General features: G+C 71.4%; 14 protein-coding genes. 2 read left to right on the top strand and 12 right to left on the bottom strand.

Annotated elements, in window-relative coordinates:
- Window positions 1-100: 100 nt before the first annotated feature.
- The 11 genes from AC31A1_RS16600 to hrcA form a co-directional block, all read right to left on the bottom strand.
- Window positions 101-1,435 (bottom strand): MFS transporter, encoded by a 1,335-nt coding sequence (locus AC31A1_RS16600; RefSeq protein WP_489654053.1) that lies wholly within the window; start codon window positions 1,433-1,435, stop codon window positions 101-103.
- 161 nt (window positions 1,436-1,596) lie between these two features.
- The gene (locus AC31A1_RS16595; RefSeq protein ID WP_489654052.1) at window positions 1,597-2,586 is read right to left on the bottom strand and encodes an adenosine deaminase; all 990 of its coding nucleotides are present in this window, start codon (window positions 2,584-2,586) and stop codon (window positions 1,597-1,599) included.
- Between the two features lie 20 nt (window positions 2,587-2,606).
- The gene (locus AC31A1_RS16590; protein WP_489654051.1) at window positions 2,607-3,512 is read right to left on the bottom strand and encodes a ribonuclease Z; all 906 of its coding nucleotides are present in this window, start codon (window positions 3,510-3,512) and stop codon (window positions 2,607-2,609) included.
- Window positions 3,513-3,518: 6 nt separating this feature from the next.
- Window positions 3,519-3,872: a histidine triad nucleotide-binding protein gene (locus tag AC31A1_RS16585; RefSeq protein WP_489654050.1), complete on the bottom strand. Its 354-nt coding sequence runs from the start codon at window positions 3,870-3,872 to the stop codon at window positions 3,519-3,521.
- A gap of 125 nt (window positions 3,873-3,997) precedes the next feature.
- The gene (locus AC31A1_RS16580) at window positions 3,998-7,231 is read right to left on the bottom strand and encodes a S41 family peptidase (protein WP_489654049.1); all 3,234 of its coding nucleotides are present in this window, start codon (window positions 7,229-7,231) and stop codon (window positions 3,998-4,000) included.
- A gap of 45 nt (window positions 7,232-7,276) precedes the next feature.
- Complete coding sequence (locus tag AC31A1_RS16575; RefSeq protein ID WP_489654048.1) at window positions 7,277-7,837, bottom strand: hypothetical protein; 561 nt, start codon at window positions 7,835-7,837, stop codon at window positions 7,277-7,279.
- Window positions 7,838-7,925: 88 nt separating this feature from the next.
- Window positions 7,926-8,318 (bottom strand): VOC family protein, encoded by a 393-nt coding sequence (locus tag AC31A1_RS16570; RefSeq protein ID WP_489654047.1) that lies wholly within the window; start codon window positions 8,316-8,318, stop codon window positions 7,926-7,928.
- Window positions 8,319-8,334: 16 nt separating this feature from the next.
- The gene (locus tag AC31A1_RS16565; RefSeq protein ID WP_489654046.1) at window positions 8,335-9,093 is read right to left on the bottom strand and encodes a 16S rRNA (uracil(1498)-N(3))-methyltransferase; all 759 of its coding nucleotides are present in this window, start codon (window positions 9,091-9,093) and stop codon (window positions 8,335-8,337) included.
- The gene (locus tag AC31A1_RS16560) at window positions 9,090-10,166 is read right to left on the bottom strand and encodes a nitronate monooxygenase (RefSeq protein ID WP_489654045.1); all 1,077 of its coding nucleotides are present in this window, start codon (window positions 10,164-10,166) and stop codon (window positions 9,090-9,092) included. Before AC31A1_RS16560 ends, AC31A1_RS16565 begins: the two co-directional genes overlap by 4 nt.
- 144 nt (window positions 10,167-10,310) lie before the next feature.
- Window positions 10,311-11,447, bottom strand: coding sequence for a molecular chaperone DnaJ (gene dnaJ, locus AC31A1_RS16555; RefSeq protein ID WP_489654044.1), 1,137 nt, complete (start codon window positions 11,445-11,447; stop codon window positions 10,311-10,313).
- Window positions 11,448-12,464, bottom strand: coding sequence for a heat-inducible transcriptional repressor HrcA (gene hrcA, locus AC31A1_RS16550; protein WP_329249593.1), 1,017 nt, complete (start codon window positions 12,462-12,464; stop codon window positions 11,448-11,450).
- A 173-nt stretch (window positions 12,465-12,637) separates the two neighbouring features.
- Between hrcA and AC31A1_RS16545 the strand changes: the two genes are divergently transcribed.
- Together AC31A1_RS16545 and AC31A1_RS16540 are read left to right on the top strand one after the other, a co-directional pair.
- A complete protein-coding gene (locus AC31A1_RS16545; protein WP_489654043.1) occupies window positions 12,638-13,357 on the top strand; it encodes an MBL fold metallo-hydrolase in 720 nt (239 codons plus the stop codon).
- A 34-nt stretch (window positions 13,358-13,391) separates the two neighbouring features.
- Window positions 13,392-14,201 (top strand): DUF3097 domain-containing protein, encoded by an 810-nt coding sequence (locus AC31A1_RS16540; protein ID WP_489654042.1) that lies wholly within the window; start codon window positions 13,392-13,394, stop codon window positions 14,199-14,201.
- Here AC31A1_RS16540 and AC31A1_RS16535 read toward each other — a convergent pair.
- Window positions 14,179-14,497: Uma2 family endonuclease (locus AC31A1_RS16535; RefSeq protein ID WP_489654041.1), on the bottom strand; the 319-nt coding region annotated here is incomplete at its 5' end. The genes AC31A1_RS16540 and AC31A1_RS16535 overlap by 23 nt on opposite strands.

The following is a 14,497-nucleotide window of genomic DNA, read 5'->3' as shown; positions in this document are numbered from 1 at the left end:
GTCACTCCTTCAGACAGATCTGTCTACATTATGCGCCGGTCGCGCCCCTCCGACGGAATCCCCACCCTGTCCCGGCCGCGTCCCGGCCGGAGGCCACCCCTCAGGCGTTGCCGCCGACCCGCTCGCCCGGGAGGACCGCCGCCCCGTCCCGGCCGCCGCGCACCAGCCCGAGCAGCGCGAACGCCGCGAGGACGATCACGGCGACGCCGTACTCCTGCGCGGTGGCGGTCAGTCCGCCCGCGTGGACGACGAGGAACCCGGCGATCACGGCGGGCACCCCCATGCCCAGGTAGGAGACGACGAAGAGAAGCGACAGCACTCCGGAACTCTCGTGCGGCCGGGCCAGTGGCATCACCGTACGGATACCGCCCTGGAACCCGCTGCCGAAGCCGACGCCCGCGATGGCGGTGCCGACGAAGAAGCCGGTGGCGGAGGAGTCGCGGATCGAGACGAGGGTGAGGGCCACCCCGGCGATCAGCGCGAGGATGCCGGTGAGCATCACCGTGCGGGTCGCCGCCGTCCGCAGGACCAGCACCGAGACGGCGGCCACCCCGGCGAGCACGAACAGGCTCAGCCCGCCGAGGACTTCGGACCTGGAACCGGTCAACTGCCGTGCGAGGGACGGGCCGAGCGACCCGTACAGCCCGGCCAGCGCCCAGACGGCGAACAGCACCGGCGCGGCCACCAGCATCGGGCGGCGCACGGCGCGCGGCAGCTTGATCTCCGGCGCCAGGCTGGCCAGCGCCCCCGGCTTGCGGGTCACCGTCTCCGCCATCAGCGCGACGGCGACGGCCTGGAGGACGAAGAGCGCCAGCAGCCCGAGGTAGACCAGATGCGTGGGGGCGGGCAGGAACTGGACGACGAGGCCCGAGACCAGCGCGCCGGTCGCCGTGCCGATGCCCGGGACGACCGCGTTGGTGATCGTGCCGCGCGGCCGGTCGATGTCCATCATCCCCGCCCCGATCGCGCCGAGCGCGGCGCCGGTCGACAGTCCCTGGACGATCCGGGCGACCATCAGCCCCGATACGCCGTCGGCGGTGGCGAACACGATCATCGAGGCGGCCTGCGCCGCCAGCGCGGCGAGCAGCACCGGCCGCCTGCCGACGTGGTCGGAGAGCTTGCCCATGGTGAGCAGCCCGAGCAGCACGGCCACCGCGTAGACGCCGAAGACCACGGTGACGGTGATCGGGTCGAAGCCCCATTCGGCCTGGTAGACCGCGTAGAGCGGGGTGGGCGCGCTGGAGGCCGCCAGGAACGAGATGGTGATCGAGGCGAGTACGTACAGCGCCACTCTCGGCGGCAGCCGTCGGCCCCGCGCGGATACGGCGGCGGATACGGCGGCGTTGCCGGATCCGGAAGCAGATCCGGCGTCGACGCGCGCCGCATCCGAGGTGCGCGCCGGTGTGGACGCCGGGACGACCGAGAGATTCGTCATGACCATTCCCGTCCGAAGCATGAGTAGACCTGTCTGTCTAGACGCGCATCAGATTAGACAGACAGGTCTACTCAGGTCAAACGGGAGAGACGAGCGCCACTCGGGACGGGCCACGGACTCACGGGCTCACGGGCTCACGGGCTCACCTTGGAATCGACCATCTAGAAGACGTACGCCTCCACCTCGGCCAGATACCCCGCCCGCCGCTCCTCGTCGTCCTCCAGGAAGGACGCCACGAAGGAGTTCCGGGCGAGCTCCCGCAGCCGCTCCTCGGTCAAGCCAAGGGCCTCCCGCACCGCGTCGAAGTTGTCGCCCGCGTACCCGCCGAAGTAGGCCGGATCGTCGGAGTTGACCGTGCAGAGCAGGCCCGCGTCCAGCATCGCGGGGAGGGGGTGCTCGGCGAGGACGTCCACCGCGCGCAGCCGGACGTTCGACAGGGGGCAGAGGGTGAGCGGGATGCGGTCACGCACCAGGCGCGCCACCAACTCCTCGTCCTCCACGCAGCGCAGCCCGTGGTCGATCCGCTCGACGCCGAGGACGTCCAGCGCCTCGGTGATGTAGGCCGGCGGGCCCTCCTCACCGGCGTGCGCGACGCGTCGTAGGCCCAGCGCGGCGGCGGCCTCGTAGACCTCGCGGAACTTCACCGGCGGGTGGCCGACCTCGGCCGAGTCGAGGCCGATGCCGGTGATCCGGTCGAGGTACGGCTTCGCGGCCTCCAGTGTTTCCAGGGCCGAGCCGGCGGACTCGTCGCGCAGGAAGCAGAGGATCAGGCGGGTGGAGATGCCGTGGTTGGTCTCGCTGCTGCCCAGCGCCCGCCACAGGCCCTCCACCACCGTGCCCATGTGCACGCCCCGCGCGATGTGCGCCTGCGGGTCGAAGAAGATCTCCGCGTGCCGTACGCCCTGCGCGGCGGCGCGGGCGAGATAGGCGTTGGCGAGGTCCTCGAAGTCCCGCTCGGTGCGCAGGACGGCCATCAGCTCGTAGTAGAGGTTCAGGAAGGTCTGGAGGTCCTCGAAGAGGTACGCCTTCCGGAGTTCCTCGGTGTCCGCGTACGGCAGCTCCACGCCGTTGCGGGCCGCGAGCGCGAAGGCCAGCTCGGGTTCCAGGGTGCCTTCGATGTGCAGGTGCAGTTCGGCTTTGGGAATGGGCATCGAAGTATCGTACGGGTGTTTTACCGCCGTTTCGGAACCGGCACCCTGAGCAGATCGTGCGCCACGGTCAGTTCCCCCTCGAACCCCGCCGCCCGCGCCTGCCGCTCGAACTCCTCCGGTTCCGAGTAGCGCTGGCTGAAGTGCGTGAGGACCAGGTGCCGTACACCCGCGTCCCGCGCCACCCGGGCCGCCTGCCCTGCGGTCAAGTGACCGTGGTCTACGGCCAGTTGCTCGTCCTCGTCGAGGAACGTCGACTCGATCGCCAGCAGGTCGCAGCCCTCCGCGAGGGCGTGCACCCCGTCGCAGAGGCGGGTGTCCATGACGAACGCGAAACGCTGGCCGTGCCGTACCTCACTGACGTCGTCGAGGGTCACATCGCCGATCGTCCCCTGTCGCTGGATGCGGCCCACGTCCGGGCCCTTGATGCCGTGCGCGGCGAGGCGGTCGGGGAGCATGCGACGGCCGTCCGGCTCGGTGAGGCGGTAGCCGTAGGACTCGACGGGGTGGGAGAGCTTGTGGGTCTCCAGGGTGTACGCGGGAGTGGTGGCGAGTACGCCGTCCCCCGACACCGGGGACTCCGTGATGCCCACCGTTTCGCGGTACGCCGTGGCGTAGCGCAGGCGGTCGAAGAAGCGCTGGCCCGACTTCGGGTAGTGGGCGGTGACCGGGTGCGGGACGCGGTCCAGGTTGATGCGCTGGATGACGCCCGCGAGGCCGAGGGAGTGGTCGCCGTGGAAGTGGGTGACGCAGATCCGGTTGAGGTCGTGCGCGGCCACCCCGGCGCGCAGCATCTGGCGCTGGGTGCCCTCGCCGGGGTCGAAGAGGATGCCCTCGCCGTCCCAGCGGAGGAGGTAGCCGTTGTGGTTGCGGTGGCGGGTGGGGACCTGGCTTGCGGTGCCGAGGATCACCAATTCACGTACGGACACGGCGAGTTACCCGGGCGGCCACTGCATGCCACGGCCGCCCATGACGTGGGCGTGGGCGTGGAAGACGGTCTGGCCCACGCCGCTGCCGGTGTTGAAGATGACGCGGTAGCTGTCGACCTTCTCGTCGGTCGCCACCTCGCCGGCCTCGCGGAGTATGTCTGCGGCGACTGTCGGTTCGGCTGCGGCGAGGGAAGCGGCGTCGGGGTAGTGGACTCGGGGGATCACCAGGACGTGGGTCGGGGCCTGGGGGTTGATGTCCCGGAACGCGACGGTGGTGGGCGTCTCTCGGATGATCGTCGCCGGGATGTGGCCGGCGACGATCTTGCAGAACAGGCAGTCGTCCTGCGGGTCCCCTGACATGTGGGATTCCCTCCGGGGGTTGAGCGGCGCTTTACGGTGCGCATCGTATCGTCGTTGGGTGCGGGTGCGTGGGGGCTGAGCGCGACCACGCGGCGGAGCCGCAAATCGACACAGCCCCGCGCCCCTCAGGTGGGCAGCACTGGCGGGGTTTTTGCCGGAACGGTCTCCAGTGACTCCAGCGCCAAGCGGATTGCCTCGTCCAGCTGGGTGTCCCTGCCCGCCGCGTAGTCCTGTGGGCGCTGGACCACCTCCACATCCGGGTCTACACCGTGGTTCTCCACCCCCCACCCGTAACCCTCAAGCCAGAACGCGTACTTGGGCTGGGTGATCAGCGTGCCGTCGACCAGCCGGTACCTGCTGTCGATGCCGATCACGCCGCCCCACGTGCGCGTGCCGACCACCGGGCCGATGCCCAGTGCCTTGATCGCCGCGTTGACGATGTCGCCGTCGGAGCCGGAGAACTCGTTGGCTACGGCGACCACCGGGCCGCGGGGTGCGTCCTCGGGGTAGCTGTAGGGGCGCAGGCCTCGGGGGAGGTCCCAGCCGACGATACGGCGGGCCAGTTTCTCGACGACCAGCTGGGAGGTGTGGCCGCCGCGGTTCTCGCGGACGTCGACCACCAGGCCCTCGCGGGCCACCTCCACGCGCAGGTCGCGGTGGATCTGGGCCCAGCCGGGGGCCTGCATGTCGGGGACGTGGAGGTAGCCGAGGCGGCCGCCGGACTTCTCGTGGACGTAGGCGCGGCGGTCGGCGACCCATGCGTGGTAGTAGAGGGGTTCCTCGTCCGCCAGGGGGACGACGACCGCGTGGCGGGGGTCGCCGCCGCCGGCCGGGGAGATGGTCAGCTCGATCGGTTTGCCCGCCGTACCGACCAGGAGGGGGGCGGGGCCCGTCACCGGGTCCACGGGTTGGCCGGCGACAGCGAGAATGGCGTCTCCCGCGCGGACGGCTACGCCGGGGGCGGCCAGCGGGGCGCGGGCGTTCGGGTCGGAGGTCTCCGAGGGGAGAATGCGGTCGATGCGCCAACTGCCGTCCTCATGACGGGAGATGTCGGCGCCGAGCAGGCCCTGCCGTTCGCCGTGGCCGTGGCCGCCGCGCGGGGTGACGTAGGCGTGCGAGGTGCCGAGTTCGCCGTGCACCTCCCAGAGGAGGTCGACCAGGTCGTCGTGGGTGGCGACGCGGTCGAGGATCGGGCGGTAGCGGTCGAGGACGCCGGTCCAGTCGACGCCGCTCATGTCCGCGCGCCAGAAGTTGTCGCGCATGATGCGGCCGGTCTCGTCGAACATCTGGCGCCACTCGGCGGCCGGGTTGACGGTCTGGCGGATGCGGGACAGGTCGACGTTGATGTTGGTGTCGTTGTCGTCGTCCTCGGAGGAGGCTCGGCGGTCGCTCGGTACGACGCGGAGCTTGTGGTCGGTCCAGAGCAGGACGCGTTTGCCGTCGCCGCTCACCTCGAAGTGGTCGGCGTCCCCGGCGAGGTGCTCGATGCGCTGCTGGGCGAGGTCGTAGCGCTCCAACTCCGTTTTGGGGTCCGGGTCTTCGGGGGTCGCGCGGGTGGCGCCGAGGACTCCCTGGACCGGGTGGCGCAGCCAGAGCACTCCGTCCTTGGCCGCTCGCAGGTTTGTGTAGCGGCCTGCCTCTACGGGGAACGCGACGATGCGGTCGGCCAGGCCTTCGAGGTCGACGCGCGTGGTCGGGCGGCCCTCGCTGTCGGGGGTCTCGTCCTTGTCGGGGGCCTCGAAGGGGCGGCCGTGCCGCTGCGGTCCGAACGGGGACGGGGTCGTCGCGGCGAGGGTGATCAGGTGCGGGCGGTCGCCGACCACGAAGGCCAGGTCGAAGACGTGCTCGTCGTAGACCGGGTCGAAGGAGCGGGTGGAGAGGAATACCAGGTGCTTGCCGTCGAGGGTGAAGGCGGGGGCGTAGTCCTGGAAGCGGAGCGGGGTCGCCTCGGTGACCGACAGGTCGGTGGTGTTGGCGAGCTTCAACTGGCGTAGCGGGCGCGGGCCCGGGTGCGACCAGGCGAGCCAGGCCGAGTCCGGGGAGAAGGCCAGGCCGGATGCGTCGCCGTCCTCGCTGCGGTCGACCTCGCGGACCTCGCCGGTCTCCCGCTCCACGAGGAGGACGCGCCCGTCGTGCGAGCCTACGGCGACCCGGCTGCCGTCGGGGGCCACCGTGAGGGCGAGGACGCGGCCGAGCTGTCCGGCGGCGAGTCTGCGCGGGGTGGCGCCGGGGGCGAGGCCGGTGGCGGGGGCGAACTCCAGGGCGTCGTCGCCCTCGGCGTCGGTCACCCACACCACCCACTCCTCGCCGTCGGCGCGGAAGGTGCGGGGCAGTCGGGCGCGGACGCCGGGGGTGGCGGCGAGCGTGCGGGCCGGGCCGGAGCGGTGGGTGACCCAGTGGACGGCGCCGCGTACGGCGACCGCGCTGCCGCGCGCGGTGTGGTCGGGGGACGCGGATCCGAACCAGCGGGACGCGGACACCAAGAACGGCTGCTGGTCGGTGCGCTGGCCGCCGAGCCGGATGTCGAGGCGGCGCGGTTCGGCGCCGTCCAGGTCGTCGAGGAGCCAGAGTTCACCGGCGGAGGAGTAGATGATCCGGGTGCCGTCACCGGACGCGTGCCGCGCGTAGAAGCCGTCGAGCGGGGTGTGGCGGCGGAGGTCGGAGCCGTCCGCGAGGGAGGAGTACAGGGCGCCGGTGCCCTCGTGGTCGGAGAGGAACGCGATCCGCTCCCCCGCCCACACCGGGTACTCGATGTTGCCGTCCAACTCCTCGTGCAGGCGCGTGAATTCGCCGGCACCCTCCCCGTCGCGGACGGCGCGGTCGATCCACAACTTGCCCGCCGTGCCGCCCCGGTAGCGCTTCCACCAGGCCGCCTCGCGGCCCATGGGGGCGGACAGGAGGACGGTCCCCGGCTCACCGCGGGCTACGTCGCCCACCCAGCCGTACGGGAGGGTCGTCGCCGGTCCGCCGTCCAGCGGGACCGAACGGGCCCAGCTGCGGCGGAGGTTGGCCTGGCCGTGGGTGCTGGTCACGAGGACCTCGCCGTCGGCGGTCCAGCCGCGCACCTGGGTGCGTGAACTGCCCCAGTACGTCAGGCGCTTGGCGGGCCCGCCGTCGACCGGGGCGATGTGCACCTCGGGGGCGCCGTCGCGGGTGGAGGTCCAGGCGACGGTGGTGCCGTCGGGCGAGATGCGGGGGTGGGTCACCGGCACGTTCTCCGCGCTGACCCGCCAGGCCCGGCCGCCGCTGTCGAGGGACGCCAGCCACACGTCGTCCTCGGCGGTGAAGGCGACCAACTCGCCGTGCAGGTGCGGGAAGCGGAGATAGGCCTGGGCTGCGGACGCTGAGGGCTGAGTCACCTGATCAGGTTATGCATCGACCGTATCCGCCGACAGCCCTTTGGATCACTTGCCTTCGACAGGCCAGCAGGTCGGGTCGCCCTTGCACCAGATCGTCTTGGTGACCGTCACGGTCGGTCCCGGGCCGTAAGTCAGCGTCGGATTCGGGTTGTTCACGGACGACGGCGTCGCCGCGTTGCAGTCGCCGAGCCCCGTCACGTGGAAGACCTGCTTGCCCGCCACCTTGGCGACCAGGTCACCGCGCACACACGCGCCGTCGACGGCCCGGGTGACCTTGCCGGTGACGGTGATGTCCCGGTTGTCGGTCGTCTGCCCCTGGCAGTCGACGCTGACGACCGTGGTCTCGGTCGGCGCGGGCGTCTTCCCGGGCGTGTAGGCCTTGTCGTTGTTGCCGTAGTTGCCCGTGCAGGTCAGCCAGCGCACGCCCACATGGTCCCGCTTGAGCTCCGCGGTCGCCGTCTTGTCGGTGGTGTACGCGACGGTCGCCGAGCTGAGATCACCGGGCTGGCACGCGACGGCGCCGCCCACGGTCACCACCGCGAGCCCCGCCACCGCGGCCACCCGCCGCCCGCGCGGCCGAAGCAGGTTCCGTCTCAACGCCCTCATGGGCGGCAGCCTGTCACCGTCGCAGCGCACACGGAAGAGCGCATACGGACACCCGCGCGCCGGGGGCGCAATTCCCCGGCGGACGGCCTCAGCCGCGCAGCAGCAGCCACTCCTGAAGCTCCACCACATTGCCCTCGGGGTCCTTGAGATGGGCGACCCGCATCCGGTCCGTCATCGGCGCGGGCCCGTGCAGCAGCTCCCCGCCCCGGGCGGTGAGCTGCCCGCAGTACCCGTCCAGGTCGTCCACCCGCAGCACCACCAGCGACCGGTGCCCGGTCGCCAAGTCACCCAGTTCGCCGAGGACTTGGGCCATCATCGCCCGGTCCTGGAGCGCGATCCCGGCGGACCCGATCGCGGGGCTGAACTTCTCGTACGGTCCCTCGGCCGCCCCCGACTGGGGCTTCAGGCCGAGGACTTCGGCGTAGAAGCGGTAGCAGGCGGCGAAGTCGGTGACGAGCAGCCGTACTTGGGCGAGTTCCACGGCGATCCCCCCTGGTTCAGGACCAGCGTCCGGTGCGGCCCAGGAGCAGGGCGGTCGCCGCGGTCCCGGCCGTCGATGTACGCAGCACGCTACGCCCGAGCCGGTAGGCCTTCGCGCCCGCGTCCTCGAAGAGCGCCAACTCCTCGGGGGAGACGCCTCCTTCGGGGCCCACAACCAGGACGATCTCGCCCTCGGCGGGGAGTTCGGCGGTGGCCAGGGGCTCGCTGCCGTAGTCGCGGTCCTCGTGGAGGACGCCGGCGAAGTCGGCTTTGGCCAGAAGTGCCGCAACCTGTTTGCTCGTCGCCGCGTCCGCGACCTCCGGGAAACGCAGCCGGCGGGACTGCTTGCCGGCCTCGCGTGCGGTGGCGCGCCACTTGGCGAGGGCCTTGAGACCCCGGTCGCCCTTCCACTGCGTGATGCAACGGGAGGCCGCCCAGGGGACGATCGCGTCGACGCCGGTCTCGGTCATCGTCTCGACGGCCAGCTCGCCGCGGTCGCCCTTGGGGAGGGCCTGGACGACGGTGATGCGGGGCCGCGGCGCGGGCTCCTCGCTGACGGACTCCAGGTCCATGACGACGAGCCGGTCCTTGCCTTCGGCCGCCTTGACGACACCCTCCGTCCACCGGCCGCGTCCGTCGGTGAGGACGATGTCCTCACCGGCCCGCATCCGCCGCACGGAAACCGCGTGCCTCCCCTCGGGGCCGTCGAGGACGATCTCACCGCCGCTGAAATCCGGGATCTTCAGGGGGTCGAGGATGAACACCGGCGCGGTCATCGGAGGTCGCCCCCGGACGACAACGCTGTCCGGGCGGAGGCCAGTTCGGCGACCAGGACCTCGACCAGCCGGCCGGCGGGCAGTTCGCGGGCCATGCGGTGGCCCTGGCCGGCCCACAGCGCCATGCCCTGCGGGTCGCCGGACGCGGCGGCCTTCTTGCGGAGCGGGGAGGTCAGGTGGTGGATCTCCGGGTACGCGGCGGGGGCGTACGGGCCGTGCTCGCGCATGAAGCGGTTGACCAGGCCGCGGGCCGGGCGGCCGGAGAAGGCGCGGGTCAACTCGGTACGCGTGAACAGGGGGTTGGTGAGCGCCTGCTTGTGCAGGACGTGCGCGGCGGACTCGGGGGCGGCGAGGAAGGCCGTGCCGAGCTGGGCCGCGCTCGCGCCCGCCGCGAGGGCCGCGGCGATCTGGCTGCCGCGCATCAGACCGCCGGCGGCGACGATCGGGAGGTTCACGGTCTCGCGGATCTGGGCGACGAGGGAGAGCAGGCCGAGGCTCGCGCCGTCGTTCTCCGGGAGGTCGCGGTGGGTGCCCTGGTGGCCGCCGGCCTCGACGCCCTGCGCGATCACCGCGTCGGCACCGGCCCGCTGCACGGCGAGGGCCTCCTCGACGGTGGTCGCGGTGACGAGGGTGAAGGTGCCGGCCCGGCGCAGCGCGTCCAGCACCTCCGGTGTCGGGATCCCGAAGTGGAAGGAGGCCACCGGCACCGGGTTGTCGAGCAGGACGGACAGCTTGGCGTCGTAACCGTCCTCACGGCCGCTGTCCGGGTCGCCGAGTTCCGTCTCGTACCACTGGGCCTCGCCGGCCAGCTGGTGGGCGTAGACGTCGACCGCGGCCTTGTCCGCGTACTCCGGCTGCGGCATGAACAGGTTCACGCCGAAGGGGCGGCCCGTCAGACTCCGCAGCTGCTTGATCTCCTGGTACATGCCGTCGGCCGTCTTGTACCCGGCGGCGAGGAACCCCAGCCCTCCGGCCTCGGCCACGGCGGCCGCGAGGCGCGGGACGGAGACACCGCCCGCCATGGGGGCCTGCACGATCGGATGAGGGAAGAAATCGGTCAGTGCGGAGGACATGACGGCATGTTGTCACGTCCTCCGAACAAGTCCGAATCCGGCCTTGGCCCTGGCACATGCCACTACTTTCAGCCGGTCCGGCCATGGCGGACACGGCCGTCCGGAGCGAAGAGAGGGTCCGGGGGCGGCAGCCCCCGGACCCTCTCAGCGACCGTTGAAAGCGTCCTTGAGGCGGGAGAACAGCCCCTGCTGACCCGGCTGGAACGTCCCCATGGGCCGCTCCTCGCCGCGCAGCTGCGCCAGTTCGCGGAGCAGACGCTCCTGCTCCACGTCCAGCTTGGTCGGGGTGGTGACCTCGACGTGGACGATGAGGTCGCCCCGGCCGCCGCCGCGTAGATGTGTGATGCCGCGGGTGTGCAGCGGGATCGACTGGCCGGACTGGGTGCCCGGGCGGATGTCGACCTCCTCCATGCCGTCCAGCGTCTCCAACGGCACCTTCGTACCGAGGGCCGCCGCCGTCATCGGGAGGGTGACCGTGCAGTGCAGGTCGTCGCCGCGGCGCTGGAACATCGCGTGCGGCAGCTCGTGGATCTCGACGTACAGGTCACCGGCGGGGCCGCCGCCTGGGCCGACCTCGCCCTCGCCCGCGAGCTGGATCCGCGTGCCGTTGTCCACACCGGCCGGGATCTTCACCGTGAGGGTGCGCCGCGAGCGGACGCGGCCGTCACCGGCGCACTCCGGGCACGGCGTCGGCACGACCGTGCCGAAGCCCTGGCACTGGGGGCACGGGCGGGACGTCATGACCTGGCCCAGGAAGGACCGGGTCACCTGCGAGACCTCACCGCGACCGCGACACATGTCGCAGGTCTGGGCGGAGGTGCCCGGAGCCGCGCCTTCACCGTTGCAGGTGTTGCAGACGACGGCCGTGTCGACCTGGATGTCCTTCGTGGTGCCGAAGGCCGCCTCGTCGAGCTCGATCTCCAGCCGGATCATCGCGTCCTGGCCCCGGCGGGTGCGCGAGCGCGGTCCGCGCTGCGACGCCGTGCCGAAGAACGCGTCCATGATGTCCGAGAAGTTCCCGAAGCCGCCCGCGCCGAAGCCGCCGGCTCCGCCGCCGCCCGCCTGCGAGAGGGGGTCGCCGCCGAGGTCGTAGACCTGCTTCTTCTGCGGGTCCGAGAGCACCTCGTAAGCGGCGTTGATCTCCTTGAACCGCTCCTGGGTCTTCGGGTCCGGATTCACGTCCGGGTGCAGCTCGCGCGCGAGCCTACGGAAGGCCTTCTTGATCTCATCCTGCGACGCGTCGCGACGCACGCCGAGAACGGCGTAGTAGTCCGTGGCCACTTAGGACTCCGCCAGGATCTGTCCGACGTACCGTGCCACTGCGCGTACCGCTCCCATCGTTCCCGGGTAATCCATGCGGGTCGGTCCGACCACGCCCAGCTTGGCGACTGCCTCGCCGCCCGAACCGTAGCCGACCGACACCACCGAAGTGGAGTTGAGTCCCTCATAGGCGTTCTCGTGACCGATCCGTACGGTCATGCCCGAATCCCCCGCCTCACCAAGCAACTTGAGGAGGACGACCTGCTCCTCAAGGGCTTCCAGGATGGGGCGGATGGTGAGGGGAAAGTCATGTCCGAAGCGGGTGAGATTGGCGGTGCCGCCGATCATCAATCGCTCCTCGGTCTCCTCGACGAGGGTCTCCAGGAGGGTGGAGAGCACCGTCGCGACCGTGCCGCGGTCCTCGGCCTCGAAGGCCTCCGGCAGGTCCTGCACGAGCTGCGGCACGTCCGCGAAGCGGCGGGCCGCGATCCGGCTGTTGAGCCGCGCGCGTAGATCCGCGAGCGAGCTCTCCCCGAAGGGCGCCGGGCAGTCGACCATGCGCTGCTCGACCCGCCCGGTGTCGGTGATCAGCACGAGCATCACGCGCGCGGGGGCCAGCGACAGCAGCTCCACGTGGCGGACGGTCGAGCGGGTCAGCGAGGGGTACTGCACGACGGCGACCTGCCGGGTGAGCTGCGCGAGCAGCCGTACCGTACGGCCGACGACGTCGTCGAGGTCGACCGCGCCGTCGAGGAAGTTCTGGATGGCCTTGCGCTCGGGTCCGGTCATCGGCTTGACGCCGGCGAGCTTGTCGACGAAGAGCCGGTAGCCCTTGTCGGTCGGAATCCGTCCGGCGCTGGTGTGCGGCTGGGCGATGTAGCCCTCGTCCTCCAGGGCCGCCATGTCGTTGCGCACGGTCGCCGGGGAGACGCCGAGGCTGTGCCGCTCGGTGAGCGCCTTGGACCCGACCGGCTCCTCGGTGCCGACATAGTCCTGGACGATGGCGCGCAGCACCTGAAGCCTGCGTTCGCTGAGCATCGCGCACACCTCCAGTTCTGGTCGCCGTTTTGGTGCCGGGCTGCCCTTTCCTGGCACTCTGTGCGCGTGAGTGCCAGCGTTCCCCGGCCCAGTGTACGGCTGTGAGGTACACCCCGGGCAAGGCCGGTCCTGCGATGTCACGCCCTGAGTGCCGTCACCGTTAGCGTCGCCGTATGAGGGTGACTTGGGAAGAGGCGGGGTGGGAGCGGCTGGCCGCCGGGGTGGGGCGGTGCCGGCTGCCCGGCTGGGACTGCACGGTCGGGCTGGTGACCGGCGGGGACTCGGCGCTGCTGATCGACGCGGGGTCGAGCCTGGCGGAGGGCGCGCGGTTGCGTAGGCAGGCGCAGGCGCTCGCCGGGCGCCGGGTGCCGCTTCTCGCGCTCACCCACCCCCATTTCGACCATGTCCTGGGGGCGGCTGCCTTTGCCGGGGCGACGGTTTTCGTGGCCGCGGGCGCGGACGCGGTGTTCGAGAGCGGTGGTGAGGAGCTGCGGGCCGACGCGGTACGCAACGGGCTGGACCCGCGGGCGGCGGAGAACGCGGCGGACATCCTCGTACGCCCCCGCGAACATGTGTGGGGCCCCACACTGCTCGAACTGGACGGCGGCCCGGAGGTCCAGCTGGTGGCGATGCGGGGACACACCGCCCACGATCTGGTGGTCGTGGTGCCGGGCGACCCGCCGGTGGTGTTCTGCGGCGACCTGGTCGAGGAGTCCGGCGAACCCCAGGCGGGCCCCGACGCCGTACCGGGTCTCTGGCCGGCCGCCCTGGACCGCCTCCTCGAACTGGGCGGGGAGGACGCGCTGTACGTGCCCGGTCACGGAGCGGTGGTGGACGCGGGGTTCGTGCGGGCCCAACGGGACGCGTTGGCAACGCGTTTCGGCGTGTCGTGACGGTGGTCGGCCCGGTTCTCCTATCGTCATCCGAATGCGCCAGTACTCCGCCGACCTGACCCCGCCGTGGAAGAAGCCCAAGCCGGCCCCCGAGGTCCCCGCGGAGCCGGGCCTGGTGGTCGAGGAGCCGGGCACCGGTTTCTGCGGCGCGGTGATCCGCTCCGAGGCCGGCACGGTCACCCTGGAGGACCGCTTCGGCAAGCACCGGGTGTTCCCGATGGAACCGCGCGGCTTCCTCCTGGAGGGCAGGGTCGTCACCCTGGTCAGGCCTGTGTCGAGTCCGCTACGGCCCACTCGTACGGCTTCCGGTTCGGTGGCCGTCCCGGGTGCACGCGCGCGCGTGGCCCGCGCCGGGCGGATCTACGTGGAGGGCCGGCACGACGCCGAGCTCGTCGAGCGGGTGTGGGGCGACGACCTGCGCATCGAGGGCGTGGTGGTCGAGTACCTGGAGGGCGTCGACGACCTCCCGTCGATCGTCGCGGAATTCGATCCCGGCCCGGACGCCCGCCTCGGCATCCTCGTCGACCACCTGCTCCCCGGCACCAAGGAGTGGCGCATCGCCCAGTCGGTCACCAGCGAGCACGCGCTCGTCGTGGGCCACCCGTACATCGACATCTGGGAGGCCGTGAAACCGTCCTCCGTGGGCATCGCCGCCTGGCCCCGCGTCCCGCACGGGCAGGACTGGAAGACGGGCGTGTGCCGGTCCCTGGGTTGGCCGGAAAACACCGGTGCGGTGTGGCAGGCGATTCTGGCCAGGGTGGGGTCGTACAAGGATCTGGAGCCGGAACTGCTGGGCAGGGTCGAGGAGTTGATCGACTTCGTCACGGATAGCGGTGAGGCGTGATGTTCTCATAGGTGGCGAATGCGCTGGTGTCCAGCTCATCGCCGATGGGCTCCAACGGGGCGGGCTCCCCGAACTTGGTCATGCGCCGGCACCGGTAGTCCGCGTCCTCGCCCGTGCCCGTCGGCTCGGTGAACAGCACGCACTGGGCCATGACCGGGTCGATGATCAAGTACCCGGGCACCTTGGCCGCCGCGTAGATCGAACGCTTGACTACGTAGTCGCGATGGACGCTGCCGGTGGAGACGACCTCGACCAGCAGCGTGATGACCTCGGCAGGCATCAGTCTTCCGCGATCG

It is taken from the genome of Streptomyces sp. P5F9 (assembly GCF_057961495.1).
The sequence above is the reverse complement of the archived record's forward strand: the minus strand, read 5'-3'. Positions and strand labels throughout refer to the sequence as shown.